This is a genomic window from Rhodococcus sp. IEGM 1318 (genome assembly GCF_033142465.1).
GTDB classification, from domain to species: Bacteria; Actinomycetota; Actinomycetes; order Mycobacteriales; family Mycobacteriaceae; genus Rhodococcus_F; species Rhodococcus_F qingshengii_B.
This window is the reverse complement of record NZ_JAWLSC010000009.1, coordinates 26416-52034: the sequence shown is the minus strand read 5'-3', so window position 1 is coordinate 52034 and position 25619 is coordinate 26416. Positions and strand designations below refer to the sequence as shown.

Annotated in this window: 25 protein-coding genes; 9 read left to right on the top strand and 16 right to left on the bottom strand. The window is 62.9% G+C overall.

Annotated elements, in window-relative coordinates; all coding sequences use genetic code 11:
• Positions 1–4: 4 nt before the first annotated feature.
• The 8 genes from aroC to R4P65_RS20825 all read right to left on the bottom strand — a co-directional run bounded on the left by aroC (position 5) and on the right by R4P65_RS20825 (position 9790).
• Positions 5–1192 carry a chorismate synthase gene (aroC, locus tag R4P65_RS20860; protein WP_214886552.1) on the bottom strand — a complete coding sequence of 396 codons (1188 nt, stop codon included), beginning with the start codon at positions 1190–1192 and terminating at the stop codon, positions 5–7.
• A gap of 111 nt (positions 1193–1303) precedes the next feature.
• Positions 1304–2002 carry a S1 family peptidase gene (locus R4P65_RS20855; protein ID WP_230815530.1) on the bottom strand — a complete coding sequence of 233 codons (699 nt, stop codon included), beginning with the start codon at positions 2000–2002 and terminating at the stop codon, positions 1304–1306.
• A 225-nt stretch (positions 2003–2227) separates the two neighbouring features.
• Complete coding sequence (locus R4P65_RS20850) at positions 2228–2866, bottom strand: A24 family peptidase (protein ID WP_317827964.1); 639 nt, start codon at positions 2864–2866, stop codon at positions 2228–2230.
• Between the two features lie 80 nt (positions 2867–2946).
• Positions 2947–3786: a shikimate dehydrogenase gene (locus R4P65_RS20845; RefSeq protein ID WP_317827963.1), complete on the bottom strand. Its 840-nt coding sequence runs from the start codon at positions 3784–3786 to the stop codon at positions 2947–2949.
• Positions 3776–5086, bottom strand: a complete 1311-nt coding sequence (mltG, locus tag R4P65_RS20840; protein WP_317827962.1) for an endolytic transglycosylase MltG — start codon at positions 5084–5086, stop codon at positions 3776–3778. The genes R4P65_RS20845 and mltG overlap by 11 nt, the downstream gene beginning before the upstream one ends.
• Positions 5083–5616: a Holliday junction resolvase RuvX gene (gene ruvX / locus R4P65_RS20835; RefSeq protein ID WP_230815526.1), complete on the bottom strand. Its 534-nt coding sequence runs from the start codon at positions 5614–5616 to the stop codon at positions 5083–5085. Before ruvX ends, mltG begins: the two co-directional genes overlap by 4 nt.
• 2 nt (positions 5617–5618) lie before the next feature.
• Positions 5619–8291, bottom strand: a complete 2673-nt coding sequence (alaS, locus tag R4P65_RS20830; RefSeq protein ID WP_317827961.1) for an alanine--tRNA ligase — start codon at positions 8289–8291, stop codon at positions 5619–5621.
• Between the two features lie 77 nt (positions 8292–8368).
• Positions 8369–9790, bottom strand: coding sequence for a replication-associated recombination protein A (locus tag R4P65_RS20825; RefSeq protein ID WP_411742569.1), 1422 nt, complete (start codon positions 9788–9790; stop codon positions 8369–8371).
• Positions 9791–9887: 97 nt separating this feature from the next.
• Between R4P65_RS20825 and R4P65_RS20820 the strand changes: the two genes are divergently transcribed.
• Positions 9888–10268 (top strand): nuclear transport factor 2 family protein, encoded by a 381-nt coding sequence (locus tag R4P65_RS20820; RefSeq protein ID WP_317827960.1) that lies wholly within the window; start codon positions 9888–9890, stop codon positions 10266–10268.
• A gap of 77 nt (positions 10269–10345) precedes the next feature.
• Here the strand turns inward: R4P65_RS20820 and R4P65_RS20815 are convergent, their stop codons facing one another.
• The 3 genes from R4P65_RS20815 to aspS all read right to left on the bottom strand — a co-directional run bounded on the left by R4P65_RS20815 (position 10346) and on the right by aspS (position 14526).
• Complete coding sequence (locus tag R4P65_RS20815; RefSeq protein WP_317827959.1) at positions 10346–11527, bottom strand: kinase; 1182 nt, start codon at positions 11525–11527, stop codon at positions 10346–10348.
• Between the two features lie 191 nt (positions 11528–11718).
• Complete coding sequence (locus R4P65_RS20810) at positions 11719–12684, bottom strand: DUF389 domain-containing protein (RefSeq protein ID WP_230815522.1); 966 nt, start codon at positions 12682–12684, stop codon at positions 11719–11721.
• An 18-nt stretch (positions 12685–12702) separates the two neighbouring features.
• Complete coding sequence (aspS, locus tag R4P65_RS20805; protein WP_317827958.1) at positions 12703–14526, bottom strand: aspartate--tRNA ligase; 1824 nt, start codon at positions 14524–14526, stop codon at positions 12703–12705.
• Between the two features lie 163 nt (positions 14527–14689).
• On the opposite strand from aspS, the gene R4P65_RS20800 reads away from it, so the two are divergent.
• The 3 genes from R4P65_RS20800 to R4P65_RS20790 all read left to right on the top strand — a co-directional run bounded on the left by R4P65_RS20800 (position 14690) and on the right by R4P65_RS20790 (position 17001).
• Positions 14690–15613: a neutral zinc metallopeptidase gene (locus tag R4P65_RS20800; protein WP_317827957.1), complete on the top strand. Its 924-nt coding sequence runs from the start codon at positions 14690–14692 to the stop codon at positions 15611–15613.
• Positions 15614–15685: 72 nt separating this feature from the next.
• Entirely contained in the window at positions 15686–16282 is a 597-nt protein-coding gene (locus tag R4P65_RS20795) for an ArsR/SmtB family transcription factor (protein ID WP_317827956.1), read from the top strand.
• Positions 16283–16284: 2 nt separating this feature from the next.
• Positions 16285–17001 carry an SRPBCC domain-containing protein gene (locus R4P65_RS20790; RefSeq protein WP_317827955.1) on the top strand — a complete coding sequence of 239 codons (717 nt, stop codon included), beginning with the start codon at positions 16285–16287 and terminating at the stop codon, positions 16999–17001.
• Between the two features lie 4 nt (positions 17002–17005).
• Here R4P65_RS20790 and R4P65_RS20785 read toward each other — a convergent pair whose 3' ends face one another.
• The 4 genes from R4P65_RS20785 to R4P65_RS20770 all read right to left on the bottom strand — a co-directional run bounded on the left by R4P65_RS20785 (position 17006) and on the right by R4P65_RS20770 (position 20395).
• Positions 17006–18406, bottom strand: coding sequence for a DUF2252 domain-containing protein (locus R4P65_RS20785; RefSeq protein ID WP_317827954.1), 1401 nt, complete (start codon positions 18404–18406; stop codon positions 17006–17008).
• Positions 18407–18437: 31 nt separating this feature from the next.
• On the bottom strand, positions 18438–18857 hold the full coding sequence (locus tag R4P65_RS20780; RefSeq protein WP_230815516.1) for a DUF1622 domain-containing protein: 420 nt from the start codon (positions 18855–18857) through the stop codon (positions 18438–18440).
• A 51-nt stretch (positions 18858–18908) separates the two neighbouring features.
• Complete coding sequence (locus R4P65_RS20775; protein WP_317827953.1) at positions 18909–19940, bottom strand: ABC transporter substrate-binding protein; 1032 nt, start codon at positions 19938–19940, stop codon at positions 18909–18911.
• A 101-nt stretch (positions 19941–20041) separates the two neighbouring features.
• Positions 20042–20395, bottom strand: coding sequence for a zinc ribbon domain-containing protein YjdM (locus tag R4P65_RS20770; protein ID WP_411742568.1), 354 nt, complete (start codon positions 20393–20395; stop codon positions 20042–20044).
• Positions 20396–20499: 104 nt separating this feature from the next.
• On the opposite strand from R4P65_RS20770, the gene R4P65_RS20765 reads away from it, so the two are divergent.
• The 4 genes from R4P65_RS20765 to R4P65_RS20750 all read left to right on the top strand — a co-directional run bounded on the left by R4P65_RS20765 (position 20500) and on the right by R4P65_RS20750 (position 24284).
• Positions 20500–21129, top strand: coding sequence for a TetR/AcrR family transcriptional regulator (locus R4P65_RS20765; protein ID WP_317827951.1), 630 nt, complete (start codon positions 20500–20502; stop codon positions 21127–21129).
• A gap of 32 nt (positions 21130–21161) precedes the next feature.
• Entirely contained in the window at positions 21162–22733 is a 1572-nt protein-coding gene (locus R4P65_RS20760; protein WP_317827950.1) for an MDR family MFS transporter, read from the top strand.
• 14 nt (positions 22734–22747) lie between these two features.
• Positions 22748–23344 carry a CHAP domain-containing protein gene (locus R4P65_RS20755; protein ID WP_411742567.1) on the top strand — a complete coding sequence of 199 codons (597 nt, stop codon included), beginning with the start codon at positions 22748–22750 and terminating at the stop codon, positions 23342–23344.
• A gap of 211 nt (positions 23345–23555) precedes the next feature.
• Entirely contained in the window at positions 23556–24284 is a 729-nt protein-coding gene (locus R4P65_RS20750; RefSeq protein ID WP_317827948.1) for an HD domain-containing protein, read from the top strand.
• On the opposite strand, the gene R4P65_RS20745 is transcribed toward R4P65_RS20750, so the two are convergent.
• Positions 24285–24656: a cupin domain-containing protein gene (locus tag R4P65_RS20745; protein ID WP_230815509.1), complete on the bottom strand. Its 372-nt coding sequence runs from the start codon at positions 24654–24656 to the stop codon at positions 24285–24287.
• A 91-nt stretch (positions 24657–24747) separates the two neighbouring features.
• On the opposite strand from R4P65_RS20745, the gene R4P65_RS20740 reads away from it, so the two are divergent.
• Positions 24748–25566 (top strand): AraC family transcriptional regulator, encoded by an 819-nt coding sequence (locus R4P65_RS20740; protein WP_317827946.1) that lies wholly within the window; start codon positions 24748–24750, stop codon positions 25564–25566.
• Positions 25567–25619 lie beyond the last annotated feature (53 nt).

The following is a 25619-nucleotide window of genomic DNA, read 5'->3' as shown; positions in this document are numbered from 1 at the left end:
AGTCCTATCGAGGCGGTCGGGCTGCGATGCCCTCGGCGTAACGACGGTAGTTGGCAGTGGTTTCAGCAATGGAATCACCACCGAACTTTTCGAGTGCGGCCTGAGCCACGACGAGCGCGACCATCGACTCGGCGACGACGCCGGCGGCCGGAACCGCGCACACGTCGCTGCGCTGGTGGATGGCAACCGCTTCCTCGCCGCTCTCCATGTCGACGGTCGCCAGAGCGCGCGGAACGGTCGAGATCGGCTTCATCGCAGCGCGAACTCTAAGAGCCTCACCATTGGTCATGCCACCTTCGATTCCGCCTGCGCGGTTCGTGGAGCGCACGACGCCGTCCGGTCCCGGACGGATTTCGTCGTGAGCCTCGCTGCCACGACGGCGCGCGGTCTCGAAACCGTCACCGACCTCGACACCCTTGATGGCCTGAATTCCCATGAGGGCAGCGGCAAGTCGTGAATCGAGACGCTCGGCGCCACTGACGAAAGTACCGAGTCCGACCGGCAGGCCGTGGATGACGACCTCGACGACGCCGCCGAGGGTGTCGCCGTCCTTCTTGGCCGATTCGATTTCGGCGATCATCGACTCTTCGGCAGCCTTGTCGAACGCGCGAACCGGGCTCGCGTCGATCGCGTCCAGATCCTTGCCCTCCGGCACGGGACCGACGTAAGGCTCGGAAGCACCGATGGAAATGACGTGTGAGACAACCTCGGCACCGAATACCTGACGCAGGAACGACCGCGCGACGGTTCCGGCGGCTACACGAGCTGCGGTCTCGCGAGCGCTGGCGCGCTCGAGGACGGGACGCGCGTCGTTGAAGCCGTACTTGAGCATGCCGCTGTAATCGGCGTGTCCGGGACGCGGGCGCGTCAGCGGGGCATTGCGAGCCTGATCGGCGAGCAGGTCCGGGTCGACCGGGTCGGCGGACATGATGGTTTCCCACTTGGGCCACTCGGTGTTGCCGATTTCGATGGCCACGGGGCCACCGAGCGTAAATCCGTGGCGGACACCGCCGATGATCGTGACCTTGTCGGCCTCGAACTTCATCCGCGCGCCACGGCCGTAACCGAGTCGACGACGGGCAAGTTCGGACGAGATGGCCTCAGAGGTCACTTCGACCCCCGCGACCATGCCCTCGAGCATCGCGACGAGGGCGGGACCATGGGATTCTCCGGCAGTTATCCAACGCAGCACGCCGACCATCTTTCCACGTCGCGGACCTCAGTTGTCACAGTGGCCCTCCCGGTGAACACAGATGGCCCATACGCACGATGCGTGTGGGCCATCTCAGCAGTACTTGCGGGTCTAGAGAAGGCGGAATCCTCCACCGTTGGCGTTGATGTCAGCCAAACCGATGTTGATGTCCGCCGAGTTGTCGGGAGCGTGGAACGGCGGCGGAAGCGGCTCGAAGCAGTAGGGCGGGAAGCCGTTGCTGATCAAGCCCACCAGGCGATCGCCGACGACGAGTGGTCCACCGGAGTCACCGGGGATCGAGCAGGTGTGCTCGACGATCTCACCGTAGACGGAGTCGTAACCCCAGGTGATACCGCACGTGTTGCCGGTCGAGCGGCCTTCCTTGCATACGATCGTGCCCGGTGCCGGCGGAGCGCCGATACCGTTGATCGTCGTGCCGCCGACGGTACGCAGCGGGGCTACCTTGGAGTCGTCGAGATCGATCACCGCAATGTCCGAGACCGGACTCGAGTAGGAGAATCGGCCGATGGGGCCGGCTTCGGGTAGGTATTCGGCGAACACCCGGTCCCCGACAACTCCGCAGTGTCCGGCGGTGAGTGCCACGAGCGAACCGGCGTTGTCATAGCCGACTGCGGTCAGTGTGCAGGCAGCAACTTGCTCCGGATCGGAGTGATCCACGTCCGGCAGCAGGATTCCTGAGCCCCCGCCCAGTGCCACCGATGATGGTGCAGGCGCGGCGCCGGCGACGCCTGCCCCTGCAGCCACAGCCGCCAAACAGGCTGCCGCAGCGACGAAAAGCCTTGTGCGCATAGGTTCCCCCGATAATCGAGTGCGAAACGAGATTCGTTTTGTCCCATTTCCGAAGCCTCAGTCAACGTCAGGGTGTGGACATTCGGCAAGTCCGACGCGCCGCCTACTGGGACTGCGCGCCTGCGATACCCGCCTGTATGAAACCGACGGTTACGTCTTTCCTGCAGATCACGGTCCGTCGTTGAATGGTCAATAACGCCAGGCTTTCCGCGGATGTTGCGCTCGTCACGTCCACCAGGCAAACGCAATCGAACCGCATGCTGCCAGGCACATCGAGGGTCCGTGCGCAATGGGCGAATTGTGGGCTACCGGTCCCGACTGTCGCCGTTCCAGCTTTCGCAGTTCGATCACGATACCCAGGGCTGCGGTGAGCACCGACGCAGACACCAACGACCACAGCCAGGCGTCAGCGCCCACCAATCCGGTCAGAGCACCCAGAGGAAGAGAGAGCTTCACATCGCCGATACCCATGGAACCAGGCGACATCACGTGCGCCAGGAGGTGGATTCCGGCGAGCAATACCGATCCCACCGCGGCCACCCACACCGTTCCCGACATCGTCGCGTAGACCATCACGACTGCGTAGCCCGGCAGCGTGAAGCTGTTGGGCAGCCGGCGCACAGCCAGGTCGACAATCGAGATTGCGACACACCACCACGCCACGGCGAGACCTGAGATCAGTTGCGCCACCGTGGTAGTCAGTGCGCCGACGACAACCCAACCTAGTGCGACAGCGCACTGCGGCGCACAACAGCGAGTCACGGCTGGTCGATAACCGTGTCGCCGCAACCAACTGTCGACGATCGCCCGAGCACCGAACCCAGCGATTACCCCAGCGCCTGCCAAGACCACCAAAGTCCACATGGTTTCGAGCTTGGAGTCCGGCGTTCACCAGCGGCAGACTACGAATCGCCTTGTGGATTACCTCAACACTGTGAACAAAGCTAGGCGATAGCGGCTGCCATCGCCTCTCGCGGAGCGGGCTTGCCCGTGAACTGCTCTACCTGTCCGAAGGCCTGATTGAGCAACATCTCGAGGCCACCGATCACCGTGCCACCAGCCGCCTCGACAGCCGAAGCGAGTGGCGTCGGCCAGGGGTTGTAAATCGCGTCAAGGACAAATCGCGCCTTCCCCAATTGCTGGGCAAAGGGCGTTGCCGCATCTGCGGGAACGGTGCTGACCAAGACTGAGGATTCGGCGCAGATTCCACCGAGCCGTGCGTCGTCGAACGCAACCAGATCAATGTCCAACCCGACAGCACCACCGCATTCGATGGCACCGGACGCGCGTCCCGGATCACGTGCGACCACGGTGACTGCCCGAACTCCCATGTCGGCCAACGCGACCAGTGCCGGCCGCGCGGTGCCTCCCGCGCCGACAACTACCGCCGAAGTCCCGCTGAGATCGCCGACACCGCCGGCGATCAACGCACCACTGACTCCGTCGACGTCCGTGCAGTCGGCACGCCAACCGCCGTCGATGCGAACCAAGGTGTTGGCCGAGCCGATGGTCACCGCCCGCGGTGTGCGTTCGGTGGCGTACTCGAGTGCTGCGATCTTGCCGGGCATCGTCACGGAGAGGCCGACCCATTCGGGGCCGAGTGAGTCCACGAGGGCAGGCAACTGCTCGCCGGTGCACTCGATCCGCTCGTAGGTCCAATCGCGAAGACCCAGAGCCTCGTACGCCGCAAGATGCAGCAACGGCGATTTCGAATGAGCGATCGGACTTCCGAGAACAGCTGCTTTGCGCGGCGTCTCGAGTGTTGCCGCGGTACTACCGTCCACTGTCGAGAATCCCACTTTGCTGTGCCAGTTCGATGTTGGCGAGATGCTCTTCGTAGCTCTTGGTGAAGAGTGTCTGGCCTTCCTTGTTTATCGTGACGAAGTACAACCAGTCACCGTCTGCCGGAGATTCCACGGCCTTGAGAGCGTCGATGCTCGGCGAAGCGATGGGTGTCGCGGGCAGGCCGGGCATCGCGTACGTGTTCCACGGAGTGACGCGCTCACGGTCGGCATCCGTGGTGGCGACCTCGGTGGTGTCGAGTGAGTAGTTGACCGTGGAGTCGAACTGCAACGGCTGATCGACTGCGAGTCGGTTGACGATCACTCGCGCAACCTTGGCCATGTCGCCGGGCAATGCCTCACGCTCGACCAACGACGCTGCCACCAACAACTGGTACGGCGACATACCGACGCCGCTTCCGGCTGTCAGAATCCCGGTGGCCTCGTACTTGGCGGCACTGCCCTCGACCAACGCACGCAAGATCTCGGTGGGCGTCGCAGTCGGGTCGAAATCCCAACTGCTGGCCGCGATCAAACCTTCCAGCTGACGGTCTTTGTCCGGAACGCTCTTGACCGAAGACATGGCCCAGTCCGGGACGCCGAGCGAAGCCAGATCGGAAGATGCTCCCGCAGTGTTCAATTCATCTGTCGATACACATTTCTGAGCGGAAACCGGGCCTACACAACTCGCCTCGGAAATGAGGTTGTAGATGCCCTTCTTGAGCGAGCCCGTCTGCGCGTCCGAACTGTCGTGCAGCTGACGTCCCTCGGCGATGACAACACTGCCGACGCGGGAGTCCGGGGCAACCAAGGCGTCGAGTGCGCTCGCGGCGCTACTCTGCACCGGCACCTGGTAGAAGCCGGGTTGCACCTTCTGGATCTCCGACGGATTGGCGATCGCCGCGTTGTAGAAAGCAGCGGAACTCGCGACGACGTTTTTCGCCTCGAGCGTCGCACCGATTTCCGATGCGGTTTCTCCACTGTTGATCTGGATGACCACGGGTGCGCCTCCTGGGCCGGCGAAGTCCTCCGCGGCCTTGTTGCGATCCATGTACCAGAGAGCGCCGTATGCACCGACACCGAGGACTGCGATCACCAACACCAGTAGGGCGAGAACACCGACCTTCTTGCCTCGCTTGGCGCGCTTGTTGCGCGCTTCGCGTTGCTTGCGTGCCTCGGCTCGCGACATGTGCGGCGGATCGATGTTCTGCGGCAGCGCACGCATGACCATGGTCTCGTCGTTGTCGAAGTCGAACGAACTGGTGGGCCGGCTTCCGCCGCCCTCATCCCACCGCCCGTTCACAGATCGCCCTCCAGTGCAGCGTCCTTCGACGACTCCCCTGGTTTCACAGCTCTACTCCGCTCGTCCAGCCAGCCTTGCAGGATTTCCACCGCCGCAGCCTGATCGATCATCGGCCGCTGCCCGCGTGCCTTCACTCCGCTTTCGCGGAGATTGCGCGCAGCCGTGACAGTCGTCAGTCGTTCGTCGGACAGTCTCACCGGGATCGGTTCGACGGCCCGCTGCAGTCGTTTGGCGAATGCAGTCGCGATACCGGCGGCTTTACCTTGCTCACCGCGCAGCGTCTGTGGCAGTCCGACGATAACCTCAACGGCCTCGTATTCGGACACGATGTCGATAATGCGCCGGATATCCGGCGCGTCGGGCCCACGCTCCTTCGAGCGTGGAACCGTTTCCACCGGTGTAGCGAGGATGCCGTCGGGGTCGCTGGACGCGACGCCGATGCGAACACTGCCGACGTCGATGGCGATGCGCCGCCCGCGACCAGGGTCGTCGATGCCGGGGCGATCGGGACCCTGCTGCGTAGCCACCACTGTCAGCTGCCGCCCGCCAGCTCTCCGACTCTGTCCCGGATCGCATCGAGCGCCGCCGGGATTCCTGCGGAGTCCGAACCCGAGCCCTGGGCCATGTCGGGCTTTCCGCCGCCGCGGCCGCCGATCTTGGGTCCGAACGACGCGACCAGTTCGCCTGCCTTCACACCGAGACCCTGCGCTGCCTTGCTCGAGGCGACCACAAACGGAACCTTGCCGTCGACGTCACCGAGGAGAGCTACGACGGCAGGTTCGGAGCCGAGGCGACCCTTGATGTCCGTGACGAGGCTGCGCAGATCGTTTCCACCGACTCCGGCAGGAGCGGGTTCGGCGATGACGAGGACGCTGCCGATGCGCTTGGCCTTGGCGACGTACTCGCCCGCCGACGCCAGCACAGCCTTGGCCTTGGTCTGCTCGAGTTCCTTCTCGGCCACCTTGAGTCGCTCGACGAGCGCCTCGACGCGAGCAGGCACCTCTTCCGAAGGAACCTTCAGTGAGGAGGACAGTCCGGCCAGGAGCGCGCGCTCCTTGGCGAGGTAGCGGTAGGAATCCAAACCGACGTACGCCTCGACGCGTCGGATTCCGGAGCCGACGGACTGCTCACCGAGCAGCGTGACCTGACCGATCTGAGCGGAGCTTCCGACGTGAGTACCGCCGCACAGTTCCATCGAGAACGGGCCGCCGATTTCGACGACACGAACCTCGTCGCCGTAGTTCTCGCCGAAGAGTGCCATCGCACCCATCGACTTGGCCTTGTCGAGGTCCGTGACAAAAGTGTTGACCGCGTAGTTCGACGCCACGGCTTCGTTGGTGAGGGCTTCGATGTCCTGCTTCTGGGACTCGGACAGCGCGCCCTGCCAGGAGAAGTCGAAACGGAGGTAACCCGGCTTGTTGAGCGAGCCGGCCTGCACGGCGTTGGGGCCGAGCACCTGACGCAGCGCAGCGTGCACCATGTGGGTACCGGAGTGCCCCTGGGTTGCGCCCTTGCGCCACTCGGCGTCGACGTGCGCGAGGACGACGTCACCCTCGGTTATCTCGCCCTTCTTGACCGTCACCTTGTGCGTCCAGACCTTCTTGGCGATCTTCTGCACGTCGTTGACCTTTGCTTCGAGGCCCGGAGCGGTGAGCGAACCGATGTCGGCGATCTGTCCACCGGACTCTGCGTAGAGCGGACTTCGGTCGAGGATGACCTCGACGTCCTGGCCGGCCTTCGCCACCGGCACGCGGACGCCGTCGACGATCAGCGCGAGGACGTGAGCCTCGGAGACGAGTTCGTCGAAACCGGTGAACTCGGTGGCGCCTCGGTCGATCAGTTCCTTGTAGACCGTCAGGTCCGCATGCGCGTGCTTACGCGCTTGAGCGTCGTCCTTGGCGCGCTTGCGCTGCTCGGCCATGAGCGTGCGGAAGCCGTCTTCGTCCACGGTGAGCCCGGCCTCGGACGCCATTTCGAGCGTGAGGTCGATCGGGAAGCCGTAGGTGTCGTGCAGTGCAAACGCCTGATCGCCGGCGATGACCGACTTTCCGGACGACTTGACCGACTCGGCAGCATTCTCGAAGAGTGCCGAACCCGAAGCCAGCGTCTTGAGGAACGCGGTCTCCTCGCCGACGGCAACGTTCTCGATGCGCGTGAAGTCGGTTTCCAGAACCGGGTACGAGGGCGCCATCGTGTCGCGGACGACGATCATGAACTCGCGCATGGTGGGCTGCTCGCTGCCGAGCAGTTTGGCTGAGCGCACGATACGACGCAGCAACCGGCGCAGGACGTAGCCGCGGCCGTAGTTGCCGGGGTTCACACCGTCGGCGATCAACATCGCGGCGGTGCGTGCGTGGTCGGCGATGACGCGGAAACGGACGTCTGAAGTGTGATCGGTCCCGTACACGCTGCCGGTCAGTTCGGCGGCCTTGTCGATGACGGGGCGGAGAAGGTCTGTCTCGTAGACGTTTTCGACGCCCTGGAGGAGGAACGCAACGCGCTCGACGCCCATGCCGGTGTCAATGTTCTTCTTCGGCAACGGTCCGAGGATCGGGTAGTCACCCTTGTTGGTGCCCTCGCCGCGCTCGTTCTGCATGAACACGAGATTCCAGATCTCGATGTAGCGGTCCTCGTCGGCTTCCGGGCCGCCTTCTACGCCGTACTCGGAGCCGCGATCGTAGAAGATCTCCGAGCAGGGGCCACAGGGTCCTGGGATGCCCATGGACCAGTAGTTGTCCTTCATGCCACGGCGCTGGATGCGCTCTTCGGGCAGACCGACCTCGTCGCGCCAGATCGCAAATGCTTCGTCGTCGTCAAGGTAGACGGTGGCCCACAGCCGGGTGGGATCGATGCCGTATCCGCCGTCCTCGACCGAACCTGTCAGCAACTGCCAGGCGTGGGAGATGGCTTCCTTCTTGAAGTAGTCACCGAAGGAGAAGTTGCCCGCCATCTGGAAGAAGGTGTTGTGGCGGGTAGTGATGCCGACCTCTTCGATGTCCAAGGTGCGGACGCACTTCTGCACGGACGTCGCGCGCGAGTAGGACGGCGTCTGCTGCCCGAGGAAGAACGGCACGAACGGAACCATGCCCGCGTTGACGAACAGAAGGTTCGGGTCGTCGAGAATCAGCGAGGCGCTGGGCACCTCGGTGTGGCCGGCCTTGACGAAGTGGTCGAGGAATCGCCTGCGGATCTCGTGGGTTTGCACTAACCGGTCCTTACCTTCAAGAGCGTCGAGCTATGGGTGTCCAGACTAACGCGTCGACCGGTGGAACCTGGCAGGCGTCAGCCACGAACTATTCGGCGGAGTTTGCTCACCCGATCGGCGATCTCTCGCTCGTTGCCGTGAGCGGTGGGCTGGTAGTAGTCGACACCCACCAGATCGTCCGGCGGATACTGTTGCCGCAGAACACCATCACGTGTGTCGTGCGGGTACTTGTAACCGACTGCGTTGCCCAACTGCTCGGCGCCCTTGTAGTGCCCGTCACGCAGATGCGGCGGCACGAGCCCGGATCTTCCGGCGGCCACATCGGCCATGGCAGCGCCGAGAGCGGCGATGACCGCACCCGATTTGGGGGCTGTCGCCAGATGAATGGTGGCTTGTGCCAGAGCAAGACGCGCCTCGGGCATGCCGATCAGCTGCACTGCCTGCGCGGCGGCGGTAGCAGTCTGCAGAGCCGTCGGATCGGCCATGCCGATGTCTTCGCTGGCGTGAACGACCAGACGCCGTGCAATGAATCGAGGGTCTTCGCCCGCGGTCAGCATCCGTGCGAGGTAGTGCAGAGCGGCGTCGACGTCGGAGCCGCGAATGCTTTTGATGAAGGCACTGATGACGTCGTAGTGCTGATCTCCGGCACGGTCGTACCGAACCGCAGCCTTGTCGACGCTGGCCTCGACGGTCGCGAGGTCGAGCACCACCGGACCAGGCACGTCACCGGCCGTGTCCAGTGCAGCCCCGGCAGCGGCCTCGAGTGCCGTCAGGGCTCGGCGTGCATCACCGGAAGCCAGACGGACGAGATGTTCCATCGCGTCGTCGTCGATCGTGATCGCTCCCCCGAACCCTCGCTCGTCCGCGACCGCACGCTCGAGCAATTCCTGGACATCGGCAGCGGTGAGCGATTGCAGTTGCAGGACCAACGAGCGCGACAACAGCGCGGAGACGACCGAGAACGACGGGTTCTCGGTTGTCGCGCCGACCAAGAGAACGATCCGGTTCTCGACCGCGGCGAGCAAGGCGTCCTGCTGGGTTTTGGAGAAACGATGAACCTCGTCGATGAACAAAACGGTCTGTTCGCCGTTCAGCAGGCGACGACGCGCGAGTTCGATGACACCGCGGACTTCCTTCACACCCGCGGACAGGGCAGACAAGGCCTCGAACCGGCGGCCCGTTGCACCCGAGATCAACGAAGCAAGCGTGGTCTTGCCGGTGCCGGGAGGTCCGTACAGAAGTACCGATGCGGCGCCGGATCCCTCGACCATTCTGCGCAGTGGCGCACCGGGCCCGAGCAAGTGCTGTTGCCCGACAACCTCACCAAGGGTGAGCGGGCGCATGCGGACAGCCAGAGGAGCACCGGGCGGCACCGAGGACAAGGCACGCTCGGCTACCGACACGACATCTGGTTCGTCGACGATCTCGGGCTCTTCCGGTGTTGCCTCGAAGAGACCGTCTTCCGCCACCGCACTGTCTTCCGCTTGCCAATCGCTCACGAATCGACGCTACTAGAGACCACCGACGCCTGACGCAATCCGCAGTTCCAGCCAGCCCTCACGTCCTCGGCGAAGGCGCTGTAATAGCGTTGTCGCCATGAGCACCTCCGAGATCGCCACCGTCCTCGCGTGGCACGATGCACTCAACTCCCAAGACGTCGACACACTGCTGCAGTTGTCGAGTGACGACATCGAGGTAGGCGGCCCCAAGGGCGCGAGCCAGGGACTCGCTGCCCTGCGCGAGTGGGCCACCAACGCCGGCATCACGCTCGTGCCCGGCAAGATGTACGTCCACCACGGCGTAGTCGTCGTCGAACAGACCGCAACGTGGGCGGCCGAACCGGACAAGTCCGCAACTGTGGCCTCGGCTTTCCGAGTCGTGGCGGATCAGGTCACGTCGACGTTCCGGCATCCTGATCTCGAGACGGCGCTCGCAGCGACGGACTTGTCCGAGAACGACCTCGTATCCGAGAGCTGAGCCTCCGTCAACTGAACGGACTCGACAAAAAGGGCGCCCGTGCACGGGCGCCCTTTCTCATGTGATCAGCCAGATGCTCAACTGAACTCTGTACGCAGCGCCGCCACGACCTCGCGGGCGTGCGCTTCGACGGCGCCGTTGCCGGCGAGCTGCGCCGAACGTGCGAGCCTGGCCCAACGGCCGACCAGGGCGTCGGCGCGTGGGATCGAGAGATAGTGCTCTCGGACGGCAGCGATACGTGAATGATCTTCGGGTAGGTACAGATAGGTGCTGAGCCAGACCCAGATGAGTTGGGCTTCGACGATCCTGCGTCCCAACTCGGCCTCGTCGGCCAGGGCGGGCCACATCCCGACGACCTCGGCCCGCCAGGCATCCACCATCGCCGACGCCCGCTCTTCGGTCAGGTCGATGTTGCACAGGCAACCGGGGAACGACACAAGCGCGTAGGTGATGTCGAGGAGAGCGTCGCGGTAGCCGCCCCACTCGTAGTCCAGGAACTGCACGCCGTCGTCGTTGACGATGATGTTGTCCGGGCACAGGTCCGACGGACTGAATGCACGGAACCGACCGCCACTGAACAGCGTTTGTGCGTGCTGCACCTGCTCGAGAATGTCTGAACTCACATCGATGCCGAGACTTTCCACCAGCATTTTGGGAACGCCGGCCACTGCGCGTCCCACTTGATCCGCTACTTCGTCGGAGCAATGGGCGACCTCGGCGCGACGCAGCAGCGCGGTGAAGTCATCTTCACGGCCTACTGTCGCGGCGTGCATGCGGCCCATGGCCTGCGCCATGGCCATCAACGTGTGCGTGACGGTGTCCGGGTCGGAGTCTTCGAGACGGACGCTGATGGCGGTGGCGTCGCCGAGGTCACTCAGGATCAGGAGACGAGCGTCGAGGTCGGATGCCAACAGTTCGGCGCCGGGGCGGGCGTCCTTGGCAAGCGCGTTGGCGAACTGATACGACACCGCTTCACGGAGAAAGGCGGTTTCGACGTCGAAGTCACCCTCGGACGCGGCGGGGAGCGCAATCGCCGTCTTGGTAGCTCCCTGGAAGTTGTCACGGACCTGCTTGATCACCAGCGTTCGGGGCAGGGAGAACGGGTTTTCGGCGACACGCACGCGCAGTACGACGGTGCGGCCACTCCCCCCGAGATCGACTGGATCCACCAGGGTTACGGGTGCCCCTGTGCGGCGTGTCAGCAACTGCTCAGCAGCTGCGACGACTTCGGAAACGGGGTCTGCCAGTAATGCGGTCATCACCGACCAACTTACCCGTTAGTGACTCCGATCATGCCCAGCTCATCCGCTCACAGCGGAGAATTCAAGCCCTCACGTCAACAGAAATTGCCGTCTACCTGCGGTGATGACAAAAGTCCCTAATCGCCACACCGTCGCACAGTTCTCGCGAGAATTCTGCTGTCGGTGAGCAGAACTCCGAACCAGCCACATCATGGAGTTTTGCCCTCGTCGACAAATCGAGAAATACCTTTCAACGCTGCTTCGAATTCCTCGTCGGCGCGCGTTCTGACCCAGAGAACGAGTACACAGGCGATGACTATCCCGAGCAGGTTGACCGCCAGTTGCAGAGACGACAATCCGGCGATCCGCCACTCGCCATTAGCTGCCGCAACCACGGCGAAACCAGCGGCGGGAACTGTGGTGACCGAGATGAACACCCCGACCAGGGCGGCGGACTTCGAGGAGACGAGCGCCAGCATCCCTGCCGCACCGGCAAGAAGCGCGACGACAAACGAAATGGGCCCGACCTTGTAGACGAAATCGACCTCGTGGAGTGATTCGAGACTGACGACGTCCATCCATCCGAAGAACTTCACCACGAACGTGGCAGCAAGAGTCACGCCCATCGCGATGGGGAATCCGACGGCGAGCGCAAGAATCGAGCGTCGGCGCAACCGTCGATCCCGCCGCACCAGTGCCACCGCAAGGGCTGCCAGCGGCCCGAACTCGGGGCCGACGACCATGGCGCCCACGATCGTGATCTGTGAGTCGGTGACAACGCCGATTGCAGCAAGGAGGCACGCGATCGTCAGGAACGCGACGAACAATCCGTTGAGAGTTGATTCTTCCCGAGTGCGGGACAGCAATTCCTCCCACACGACGGAATCCGCTGGATCACCCGGCACGTCACGCTCGGCTTTGCGCGCCGCCGCCGACAACACCGTCTCGACCGGTACGAGCGTCATTCCGCCGTCCTCGGCGACGCCGAGGGCGGTCAGAACATCGACGACGTCGTTGGCCGCTTCACGGGCGACGTCGGCCTCCACCATGTCGCCGGCAGGATGAACTGCGACATCACGCAATACGACGATGTGTGTCGCACCCCGCTGCGACGCGAGCGCACCGAGAACTTGCTCGGTGCGCTCGGTCGGGCAGATCACCCGCAAATGCAGCACGGCGATCCGGTGTCGGCTCTACTTGGCTTCGCCGGTGTCGCCTTCGGACTTCTTGTCCTCTGACGTCTTCTCCTCGGACTTCTTCTCGGGCTTCGCGTCGATACCCGATTCCTTGCGCTGCTGAGCCGAGATCGGTGCCGGCGCATCCGTAAGCGGGTCGACGCCGCCGCCGGACTTCGGGAACGCGATGACCTCACGGATTGAATCCATGCCGGCGAGGAGCGCGGTGATGCGGTCCCAGCCGAATGCAATTCCGCCGTGCGGAGGCGCGCCGAAGGCGAAGGCGTCGAGGAGGAAGCCGAACTGCTCCTGCGCCTCTTCCTCGGAGATACCCATCACCTTGAACACTCGTTCCTGAATGTCCTTGCGGTGTATACGAATACTGCCGCCGCCGATCTCGTTGCCGTTGCAGACGATGTCGTATGCGTAGGCGAGAGCGGAATCCGGATCGGTGTCGAACGTGTCGAAGAACTCCGGCTTCGGCGAGGTGAACGCGTGGTGCACGGCCGTCCAGGCGGAGTGGCCCAGCGCAACGTCACCGGAAGCAGTGGCGTCGGCAGTCGGCTCGAACATAGGAGCGTCGACGATCCACACGAAAGCCCACGCGTCGGGATCGATGAGATCCTTCTTGCGCGCGATCTCACCACGTGCTGCGCCGAGGAGCGCGCGCGTCGACTTGGTCGCACCGGCTCCGAAGAAGATGCAGTCCCCCGGCTGAGCTCCGACATGAGCGGCAAGGCCCTCACGTTCGGCGTCGGTCAGGTTCTTGGCGACGGGGCCACCGAGGGTGCCGTCTTCGCCGACCAACACGTATGCCAGACCCTTGGAGCCGCGCTGCTTCGCCCATTCCTGCCAGGCATCGAGCTGCTTGCGCGGCTGGCTTGCACCACCGGGCATCACGACGGCGCCGACGTACTCGGCCTGGAACACGCGGAACGTCGTGTCCTTGAAGAACTCGGCGCACTCGACTAGTTCGATACCGAAACGGAGGTCGGGCTTGTCGCTGCCGTAACGACGCATTGCCTCGTTGTAGGTCATGCGGTCGATCGGCGTCTTGATCTCGTGGCCGACCAGCTTCCACAGCGCCGTGAGGATTTCCTCGGCAAGCAGGATGATGTCGTCCTGGCTGACGAATGCCATCTCGATGTCGAGTTGGGTGAACTCCGGCTGACGATCGGCGCGGAAATCCTCGTCGCGGTAGCAACGCGCGATCTGGTAGTACCGCTCGATGCCGCCGACCATGAGGAGCTGCTTGAACAGCTGCGGGCTCTGCGGCAGTGCGTAGAAGCTGCCGGGCTGAAGGCGTGACGGCACGAGGAAGTCCCGGGCACCCTCTGGCGTCGAACGCGTGAGCGTCGGAGTTTCGACCTCGACGAACTCGTGGTGTGAGAGAACGCCGCGGGCTGCAGCACTTACCTTGGAGCGCAAGCGAATTGCGGAGCCGGGGCCCTCACGACGCAAATCGAGGTAACGATACTTCAGGCGTGCTTCTTCGCCGACCTGATCGTCGAGCTGGAACGGCAGCGGTGCGCTTTCGTTGAGAACCTCGAGTTCTGTGGCGTTGACCTCGATTGCTCCCGTGGGGATCTCGAAGTTCTGGTTGCCCTCGGGGCGAACCTCTACCGTTCCGGTCACGCGAACGCAGTATTCCGCGCGCAGACGGTGCGCCTGCTCGGCCACGTCACCTGCCCGGAAAACTACCTGCGCAACTCCGGATGCATCACGGAGATCGATGAAGATCACTCCGCCGTGATCACGACGCCTGGCTACCCAACCGGTGAGCGTTACGGTCTGCTCTGCCTGCTCGGGTCGCAATGAACCGGCGAGATGTGTGCGCAGCACGGGATTCCTTTCGAACTACTTCCAATAACCGACGACCGACTACTTTGCCTGCGATCCTACGGAGCGAACTGCGCAGAGCGGAAACGCGGACCCGCATCGCATGCGAAGCTATCCCCAGAAGTGACGGCAAGCACTGGTTCACGACAGCAGAAAGCGGACATAGATGACCTTCAACGAGGGGGCTCGCGGTGAAGCGGGACGCGTTCAGGTTCAAGGCGGCGGGGGCGGCGGTGGCCGGGGCGGCAAAATTGCGATCGGCGGCGGCGCGGGCGGCATCATCGTCCTGATCCTGGCGCTGCTGTTCGGTGGCGATCCCGGCTCGCTTCTGGGCACGTCGACGGAGACGTCGAGTTCGTCGACGGGATTGTCCTCGGTAGACGAGTGCACCGGCGCTCAGGCAAATGCAGACGTGAACTGCAGAGTAACTCTGACCGTCGGAAGCCTCGACGATGTCTGGGAACAGCAATTGGTCAAGCAGACCGGCACGGCGTACGTCCGACCCGAGGTCATCTTGTTCAGCGGTTCGGTCAACACAGGGTGCGGCCAGGCGTCGAGTGATGTCGGTCCGTTCTACTGCCCGGCCGACCAGACGGCCTATTTCGACACGAGCTTCTTCCAACTGCTCGTCGACCGTTTCGGTTCCAGCGCGGGACCGCTCGCGCAGGAGTACGTGGTCGCTCACGAGTTCGGACATCACATCCAGAATCAGCTCGGCGACATCGGCCGAGCGCAAGCCGACCCGCAGGGCGAACAGTCGGGTGCGGTTCGCACCGAACTCCAGGCAGATTGCTACGCGGGCGTCTGGGCACATTTCGCGGACACGATTCCCGACGATGCGACTGGTCAACCATTCCTGAAGCCACTCTCGGAGAAGGACATTCGCGACGCTCTGTCGGCGGCTTCATCTGTCGGAGACGACCGTATCCAGAAGTCCACGACCGGTCGGGTCAACCCCGAGGGCTGGACACACGGCTCTTCCGCGCAACGTCAGGCGTGGTTCAAAACTGGATATCAAACAGGCCAGGTCTCCTCGTGTGACACCTACTCGGCGAGGGATTTGAACAACCCGCCCGACCTGAAGCGGTAGAGAACCCGGAAACCATCCCACCGACACTTTTTTCTGTCTTGACAGATTTAATTGTCGCGGGATGGTTTTCTCATGTTAGAAGTCGCAGTCATCGATCGCCCCGCTGCCGCGGAAGCATCGCTCGACCCGATACGGCAACGGATTCTGGCCGAATTGGCGGTGCCGGGATCGGCATCCTCGCTGGCACCTCGGGTGGGACTGACACGCCAGAAGGTGAACTACCACCTGCGCACTCTCGAAGAGCACGGACTGGTCGAACTCGTCGAGGAACGCAAGCGTGGAAACATGCCCGAGCGCATCATGCACGCCAGCGCCGCGTCGTACGTCATCTCCCCTGCCGCCATGTCTGCGCTCGCCCCAGATCCGAGCCGGTTCCCTGATCAACTCTCGGCGCGCTGGCTCGTCACTCTCGCAGCACGGATCGTCCGAGAGGTCGGCGAGCTGATCGCCGGAGCAACCGCGGCCGGAAAGCCTTTGGCTTCCTTTGTGATCGACAGCGAGATCACCTTTGAGACGGCATCCGACCGCGCCGCATTCGCCGGCGAACTCGGCGAATCGATCAACTCACTCGTCGCCAAGTACCACGGCGGCAATTCCGAAGGCGGACGCAAACACCGCTTGGTTGTCGCCCTGCATCCCAGTCTCACCACACCCGAAACGGAGCAGTAGCGATGTCCGAGAAATTCGAAATCCGCCGCGAGGTGGTCGTCCCCGGAACTCCCGAGCAGATCTGGACCGCCATCTCGGCCGAAACGGCCGGCTGGAGGTTCCCCTCCCCTCTCGAGATCCCCGCCGACGGCGGCCGCCCGGGCAGCCCGATCATCGCGATCTGGGAGCAGCCCAGCGAACTCGCCATCCACGTGCAAGGCCCCGACGGCTGGTTCAACAACCTCGAATACGTCGTCGAAGCACGCGACGAGAGCACCGCCGTTGTCCGCTACGTCCACGCCGGAGTGTTTGCCGACGATTGGGACGACCAGTACGACGGCGCGAGCAATCACACGGACTTCTACCTGCACAGTCTCGGCCAATACGTGCGGTACTTCGCCGGTAAACCCATCACCTACGCCTCAGTCGAAGGCCGGGAATCCTCTTCCTCGCCGCAAGCGATGGGAATGCTTCGCAGCGCCCTCGGAATCACCTCGGGCACCGCTGTCGGTGACGCCGCGTCGGTGGAAGTCCCCGGAATCGGAACCGTCGACGCGATTGTCGACTACATCAACGACTGGTTCATCGGCTTGCGCGCCGAGAACGCCTTGCTGCGGTTCTACGGCCGAAATGCCTTCGGCGGCAACGTCGACGCGGCCCACCACCTCTTCGCCGCGGATGCGGACGGTGACGCAGCGACGGCAGCGTGGCCGGCCTGGCTCGCCGGCGTGTTCGCCTGAGTCGTCACACTCCCCGCTCTGCTGACACGCGACCATTGTCGATCGCGGTCAGCAGAGCGGCGTGATCGCGAGCGTTGCGTTTGGCGTAGGCAGCGGCGAACTCCCCGATCGCGAAGTCGAATTCGGTTCCGTCACCGAGATATTCGGCGATCGCTATCCGATCGGACGAGCGAGCGTGCGCGTAGCCGAGGACCCTGGCGCACAAGCGCCCGTAGAGTTCCAAACCCTCCGGCACCATTTCTTCGATTACTGCCGACCCTTTACCGTCGCGCAGTTGGCGAATGTAGAAATCGTGCTCGCCCTCGTCGAGTCCCGGCCCTCGTTCCCAGCCGAGAAAGATGTCACTCGTCGCTTGCATCAATCGTTGCCCGTTGACGACGCGTTCCCCTTCGTTCTCGAAGGTCGGGCCGTCGACGTACCCGGACAGCACCGAGGGCTGCGCCTCTTTGACCTGCAGAATCAACGGATCGTCGTCGTCGACGCCTTTCATGAGGATCATCCACGCGCGTGTTCCGACGCTACCGACGCCCACGACTTTTCTGGCGATGTGCGTCATCTCGAAGGTGTCGAGGAGAACGCGCCGATCCCATTGCAGTGTGTCGCGATACGACCGGACACGTTGGCGCAACAGGTCCTCGATCTGCGTGAGATCGGTCCCGGCGAACAACTCGTCTGCGGGCACGATCAACGGCGGATCACTGATGAATCGTCGCCGGCCGTCGACGATTTCGGTGAACTTGCCTGCCGCCTGCACACTGTCGCGGCGGCGAGCCTTGTCCAGCGTCGCTTGTGTGCGAGCGACCATGCGCTTCTTCAGGTCGATTTGGAGAGCCTCGAGTCCGTCCTCGGGTGCGATGTGCGAGTACCAGACTGCAAGATTTCCCAACCCTGCCTGGGCGATCATGGTTTCCCGATACTCGGCCGCGCATCCGCGAACGATCTTCTTTCGCTCCTTGCCCGAAAACCCGTTGTCCTTCGCGGCGATCACCAAACTTGCCGCCAGTCGCTTGACGTCCCACTCGAACGGGCCCGGGTAGGTTTCGTCGAAATCGTTGATGTCGAACGCCAACTTCCGCTCCGGCGTTGCGTAGATCCCGAAATTGCTCAGATGTGCGTCACCGCAGAGGTGGCTGCGAAGGCCCGAATCCGGACTGCGTGACAAATCGTCGGCCATCACTAGCGCAGCGCCCCGAAAAAACGAGAATCGCGATGCTGACATCCGCCCATAGCGTATGGGTACCAGGTCCTGGACCCGGGACTGCGCCTGCACTTCCAGCAGCGAAATCGGGTCGCGGTCGCTGTCGGCGAGATCCGCCAGCGCCGCCAGCGGGGTGTCTCTACGCGCCTGACGGCCGCGGGCCCGCCGCTCGTCGACAGTGAGATGCTCGGTACGCACTGCTGTCATCTGCCCGACCTTTCACTCGCAACGGCTATGGCTACGAACTCGACGCGTCGGGCGTCGTGCGGCCTCCTGATCCGCGCGCTGCGCGTACCAGGAGTTCCGGACTTGACACCAACGCCTTGCGCCACGGAAGTACCCCGTCGATCTCGATCTGAATCGACAGGCTCAGCACGGTCCGAATCAGAACGATCATGCCCAGAACTGCGGCGTCGGTCAGCGACGGTGACGACGTCACCGTCTTCACGAGATCAGCGGCGACAAGGATCTCGAGCCCGAGAAGGATGACCGCGCCCATCGTCTCGCGCAGAGTACGAAACGCTGAACTACCGTCCCGCGTTCGACTCCATGCGCGCCCCGCGATCACGAATGCGAACATGAACCCGAGAACCATGGCGACAACACCGAGTACCTCGAACCATTCGGTGACCAGCTCGAAGAACCTGATTTTGTCCATGGTCATGATTCTCGAGGTAACTCACCGATAAGTCGAGAGGACACGACGGTGTCAGCTGAAGATCCGTTCGATGTCGTCGAGCCGCAGCTGTGTCGCGCGAGGAGAATAGCCCGAGCCCCACAGGCTGTCGTCGACGTAGTGGACGCTCCCCGAGCGGACAGCGGGAAGACGCTCCCAGAGCGGGTTCATCGCCAACTGCGCGCGGGCATCCTGCTGGTCCTGGAATGCGCCCACGATGATCACGTCGCTGGTCACCTGGTCGAGTTGCTCCGCTGTGAGTGTGCGCGTGAACTCCTCCGATGTGGCTCGATCGCCGGGGAATCCGAGAGCGTCGAGAAGAGCGTCGACCTGGTTGTAGACAACACCGTTCTCGCCGGTACGGAGGAGGGTCACCGACGGCAACGAACCGAGGGCCGAGAGTCGATTCTTGATTGCCAGGAGTCGGTCTTCCGTTCGCGCGTTCAATTCGGCTGCGGCGTCTTCGCGTCGGACCGCGACGCCCATCGAGGTGACCAATTTCTTCATCTCGTCCCACGTGAGGAACCCGTTGAAGCCGGCAAACACCGGCACGCCTGTCGTAGAGAGTTCGTCGTAAGACTTTGCCGCGTAAGCATTTCCGGCGGTCAGAAGCATGACGATCAGATCCGGCGACGCGCCGATGATTGCTTCCTTGTTCCATGTTCCCGCCGTGCCGAGGTTCGGGATGTTCGCCGCCTCCGGCATCGTGCGCAACACCGCGTCACCGCTCACACCCTCGAGACCGAAGAAGCCGCCGACGATCTTCTCCGGCGGCACACCGAGGTCGAGGACCGTCGCCATGGCGCTGACGTGGGCGATGACCATTCGCTGCGGATCCGACGGAATCTCGACAATGCCCGTCTCGTCCTGCGCGGTAACGAGACCACTTGGCGCCGGGCCGTTTTCGTCACTGCTGCACGCGGCAAGAAGCGTCGCTGCCGCCGCGCCGAGCCCGGCGCCGAGGAAGCCCCGGCGCGTCAGCGCATCGACGATGCGGTTCCACTGCTCGTCAGCATCGAGTTCGGGGTCTTCGAGTGCGGGGTGCAGGCAAATCGAGTTCGGCACAGTTCGGTCCATTCGTTCGAGCGGTCGAGAATCTCCTCGATTGTGGCCATCGAACAGTCGAAATTGAACAGGATTTCGAGCCGACATCTATCGCTGTCCGGTCACACCTTCTTGACGACGCTCGACTTCAATTGCATCGGTCCGATGCCGTCGACCTTGCAGTCGATGTCGTGGTCGCCGACGCCCTGGACAAGGCGGATGTTGCGCACTTTCGTACCCGACTTGATACCGGTCGGACTGCCCTTCACCTTGAGCGTCTTGACGACCGTCACGGTGTCTCCGTCCGCAAGGACGTTTCCTACAGAGTCCTTCACCACTCCCGGAGCCTCACTTGCACCATCGGCCGGTGCCCACTCGTGCGCGCAGGACGGGCACACCATCAAGGCACCCATTTCGTAGGTGTATTCGCCGGCGCATTCGGGACATGGGGGCAGGGTGTCTTCCACGCGGGTCATTCTATCCAGCAGGCGCGCGATTCCCATTTTTGCACTTCATGAACCATTCTTGAGACAAATATTGCACTCGATGAAACTTTGCACTCTGTGCAATTATGGATGAAATGGGAACCGAAACACTCGGATTGCGCGAACGAAAGCGAATTGCCACGAGGCAGTTGATCGAGCACACGGCGGTCGAACTCGTCCTCGAACTGGGCTACGACGAAGTGACCGTCGAGAAGATCTGCGAGGCCTGCAATCTGTCGTCCCGCACGTTCTTCAACTACTTCCCCACCAAGGACGCAGCGATCGGTGGGCTCATGCTCGTCGTGCCGAGCGAGACGACCATGCTCACGCTCATCAGCGAGCACCCGGACGATCCGCTGCGCGGCGCCCTCGCGGTATTCGAGGTGGCGATGCAGATAGTCGACGAGCGACCCGATCTGCTCGCGCATCGACGCGAATTGTTCGAACGGCATCCCACACTCTTGCAACAGCACCTGGCTACGTTCCACGACCTGGAAGACACACTCACCAGACTCTTGACGCGCGAGCTGCGCAGGCGCCCCGACTATCGACAACTTCCGGCAGACACCGCCGCGGATGAAGCCACTGCGACGGTCATCACAGCGGGCGCAGCGATGCGCTACGTCTTCCGAAAATGGCAGGGCAGCGAACGGGCCGGCCCCAGAACCGAACTGCTGGATCCTGCACTACTCCTGATGGCTCGAATTCTCCGATCCGCGAACTGATTTCGCCAGCCGTCACTGAACTAAGGAACTTCATGTCCACTCGAGAAGCTGCGACCGTCGACCCCGACGGCGCGCACACCGACACCGACGCCGCGCCAGACAAACGGTCGATCATCCTCGTTTTTGTCGGGCTTATGATCACGATGCTTCTGGCATCGCTCGACCAGATGATCTTCAGCACCGCGCTCCCGACCATCGTGGGCGAATTGAACGGCGTCAACCACATGGTCTGGGTGACGACGGCATACATCCTCGCCTCGACCGTCATGATGCCGGTGTACGGAAAACTCGGTGACCTGATCGGCCGCAAGGGCCTCTTCATCGGCGCCATCAGCATCTTCATCGTGGGTTCGGTGATCGGCGGTTTGTCCCACGACATGACCACACTCATCGCTGGTCGCGCAGTACAGGGGCTCGGCGGCGGCGGTTTGATCCTGCTGTCACAGGCGATCATCGCCGACGTCGTCCCGGCCAGGCAACGCGGCCGGTACATGGGTGCGATGGGCGGCGTGTTCGCACTGGCTTCGGTTGCCGGCCCCCTTCTCGGTGGATGGTTCACCGAGGGCATCGGCTGGCGCTGGGCATTCTGGATCAACATCCCCCTCGGGCTCCTCGCCATCGCGAGCGCGGTGGCATTTCTGCACCTGCGGAAGCCGAACCTCGGCAAGCCTCGCATCGACTACCTGGGCATGGTTCTCGTCGCGACGTCAGCGACGTGTCTGATCCTGTTCACGACCTGGGGCGGAAACACCTACGCCTGGGGATCGGCCGTCATCATCGGGCTGATCATCGGCTGCGTCGTGACGGCAGTGGCTTTTGTCTTCGTCGAAAAGCGTGCCGACGAACCGGTAATTCCGATGCATCTGTTCGCTCAGCGCAACTTCGTGTTGACCACCGCCGCTGGCCTGATCATCGGAATCGCCATGTTCGGTGCGCTCGCCTACCTGCCGACCTACATCCAGATGGTGACCGGCAAGAACGCCACCGAAGCAGGATTGATGATGATTCCCATGATGGCGGGCCTGCTCGTCGCCTCCATCGGGTCCGGCCAGCTGGTCAGCAAGACTGGCCGCTACAAGATCTTCCCCATCGTCGGAACGTCGATCGTCGCAGTTGCTCTGGTCCTGCTCTCACGTCTGACGCCCTCGACTTCGCTGCTGGTCTTCGGTTGCTACATCGCTCTCATGGGCATCGGGCTCGGCCTGGTCATGCAAATACTGATCCTGATCGTGCAGAACACCTTTCCCGCCGCTGAAGTGGGAACTGCCACTGCGTCGAACAACTTCTTCCGTCAGATCGGTGCTTCGTTGGGCAGCGCGATCGTGGGCAGCCTGTTCGCCTCGCGCCTGACCAATCTGCTGTCCGAGAGGCTTCCGGCAAACGGAGGCGCAGTCGGTGAGGATGAGAACTCCTTGACACCGGGAATTCTCTGGAAGTTGCCGAGCCAGGTTCGCGAGATCATCGTCGGCGCATACAACGATGCACTCGCGCCGGTCTTCCTTTACCTCGTCCCCTTGGTCATCGCAGCGGTCGTCTTGTTGCTCTTCGTCAAGGAGAAGCCGCTCGCGACGACGATCGATCGATCGGCACCCCCGCTCGAGTAGTTGACTATCGTGGCGTGATGTCGCACGCACCGAATACGCCCAGACGCACTCTCGCTGTTCTGGGCGTATTCGGCGTTGTAGTGGTCGTTGTTGCCTGCATGCTTTGGTGGTTCGCCCGCGGCGACGACGCCCTTGCCGGCGAGAACCTCGACTCGTTCCCCACGGTGGACCACAGCACGCTGACCGCCCAGCAGAGTGCGCTGCTGACCGTCCTCGAACAGGAATGGGCATCGGGCAGTCCTGGCACCAAATACGCCGAGGGTGTCGAAGAATCGTGGTGTGCCGATTTCGTGAGCTGGTCGATGAACCAGATCGGGACACCCTTTTCGAACCCCAACTCCGGCTCGTGGCGCATCCCCGGGGTGTACACGCTGCAGGAGTATTACGAGTCGGTCGACGCGTTTGTCCCCTACGGTCAGGACTACCAGACCAAGGTCGGCGACACGATCCTGTACGGCGACTCGAGCCCCTTCGGCCAACACGTCAACGTCGTTCTGGTCAACGACGGCGGCACTCTGACAACAGTCGGCGGAAACGAGAACAACAAAGTCATGCTTCATCGCATAGTGCCCTCGGAAGTTCCGGGAATCGTCGGGTTCGGCGTCCTCTGAGCCACCCACCTTCCCTCTTTGCGTGATGAAACTTTATCGATGTGGGCGGCGAGATTTCTGAATTGGTTTGATCGTTGGATGGAGCAAACGGATTGACATTATTCGGATAATTCGTTGTTTCCGTCGTCGACAGATGTTACTCCTAGGCGAAGGGCTGGATCTGGCAACTAGATTCGTATCCAGCTGCCCCCTACCTCAAGACAGGAACTCGATGCGCCCCGGTGAGCTGACCGCCCTCGAGCAGATGCAACTCATGGCCCGCGCGGCTGCTGCGCAGGCCATGAGCACTCCGTCGATGCTCCGACTCCGGCTCGGCCGCTACCCCACTCGGACACTCGAGCTGCGCAAACGCCCACTCCCCGACACCAAGCTGTGCACCGAAGCGCTCGATCACGCCAAAGGCTCCCTCTCCCCCGCGGTCTTGAACCACAGCTTGCGCTGCTGGATCTGGGCCGACGTCTTCGCGCAGATCGATGCGATCGAGTACGACCCAGAAGATCTCTTCACCGCGTGCGCGCTTCACGATGTCGGCTTGGGCGCAGAGGGATCGACCGCGCACGGGTTTTTCACCTACATCAGCGCCGCAGACGCGGAAGAACTCGCGACCCGAGTGGGAACTTCGGAGAGGTCGGTACAGCGAATCGGCGACGCGATCCGTCTGCACATGGATCTGACTGTCGATCGCGATGCGGACGCCGACGCCTATCTGCTGCACGCCGCAGCACATTTCGACGTTGCCGGTCGACGTGCGCCCGAAGTATCCCGAGCAGCTGTTGATGCAGCAATCGCGGAGTACCCACGAACAGGGTTCACCGACGAGTTCGCACAGTCGATGCGGCGCGAGGTCAAGCTCCGCCCGCTCTCTCGCGCGGCGACGCTCTGGAGATCGGGCATGGCACTGCCGTTGCGAACCAATCCCCTGGATTGGAAGAGCCGGTAGCTACGTCCAGTCCTCGAGCACCGCGGTTCGTGATCCTCCGACATTCCCGGTATTCACCACGCCCACGGGTTCGATCAACATCACCTCCGCTTCCTCTTCGGCGATGGGACAATGTTCGACTCCGCGAGGTACGACAAACAGTTCGCCGGGCCCCAGCGGAACATCTCCGTCGCGCAGTTGGATTCGAATCTGCCCCTTTGTCACCAGGAACATTTCGTCGGTGTCGCTGTGGGTGTGCCAGACGAATTCTCCTTTGATCTTGACGATCTTGATCTCGTAGTCATTGAGTGACGCGATCTTCTTGGGTGACCAGTGCTCGGTGAACTGACCGAACTTCTCGCGGAGCGATATCGCTGTTGCCGAACTGTCCATGGTGTTCCTTCCTCCGGCTCGCCATCACTGCGACGACGAACCCGCACCACTCTTCGTCACCCCAGGACGGTGCGTCTTGTACGTTTCTGACATGGATCCACACGGCGCACACATCACCGCGTGGGCACCGGAACTCGAGGGAATCACCGAGGTCTTCCATGCCGATTTCGTCGGACACGCCTATCCCAAACACACGCACGATCAGTGGTCTCTCATGCTCGTCGACCGCGGAACGATTGCATACGACCTCGACCACCGAGCACACGGAGCGGCCCCTGAGATCGTGACTCTGTTGCCGCCCGGCATCGCGCACGACGGAGTCCCGGTCACCGAGGCCGGATTTCGGCAACGAATCCTGTACCTCGAAACGTCAGTTCTCGGCGAGGACTTGATAGGCCCGGCGGTGGACAGCCCTGAGATTCGCGACCCCCTGCTGCGCCACCGTATCGATCAACTGCACTCTGCACTCGGTCCGCACGGCGACTCACTCGAGGCCGAAAGTCACCTAGGGTTGCTCGGTGAAAAATTGAACGAGATCCTCTCACCGCACGCAGATCGAGTCCGTCACACTCCCACCGTCGACGACCGCGTTGCCGATCAACTTCGAGAGCTACTCGATGCGCGACTCACAACGGGAATCACGATGCGAGAAGCGTCGAGCATTCTGCAGCGGAACCCCACGTATCTGATCAAGAACTTCGCGAAGCATTTCGGGCTTCCGCCTCACAAGTACGTAACGGGACGCCGAATCGATCTGGCACGACGCGCAATCCTGGCCGGGCGCGAATTTGCGGACGTGGCCGTCGACGTCGGATTCCACGATCAATCCCACCTGTCGCGGCACTTCGTCAAGCATGTCGGGGCGCCACCCGGCAGGTACGCACTGAACGTGGCCGGCGGAGCGCGCTAGTCGCAGCACTTGGCACCGGTTTCATCGAGCAGACACTGTTTCCAGTCAGCTGG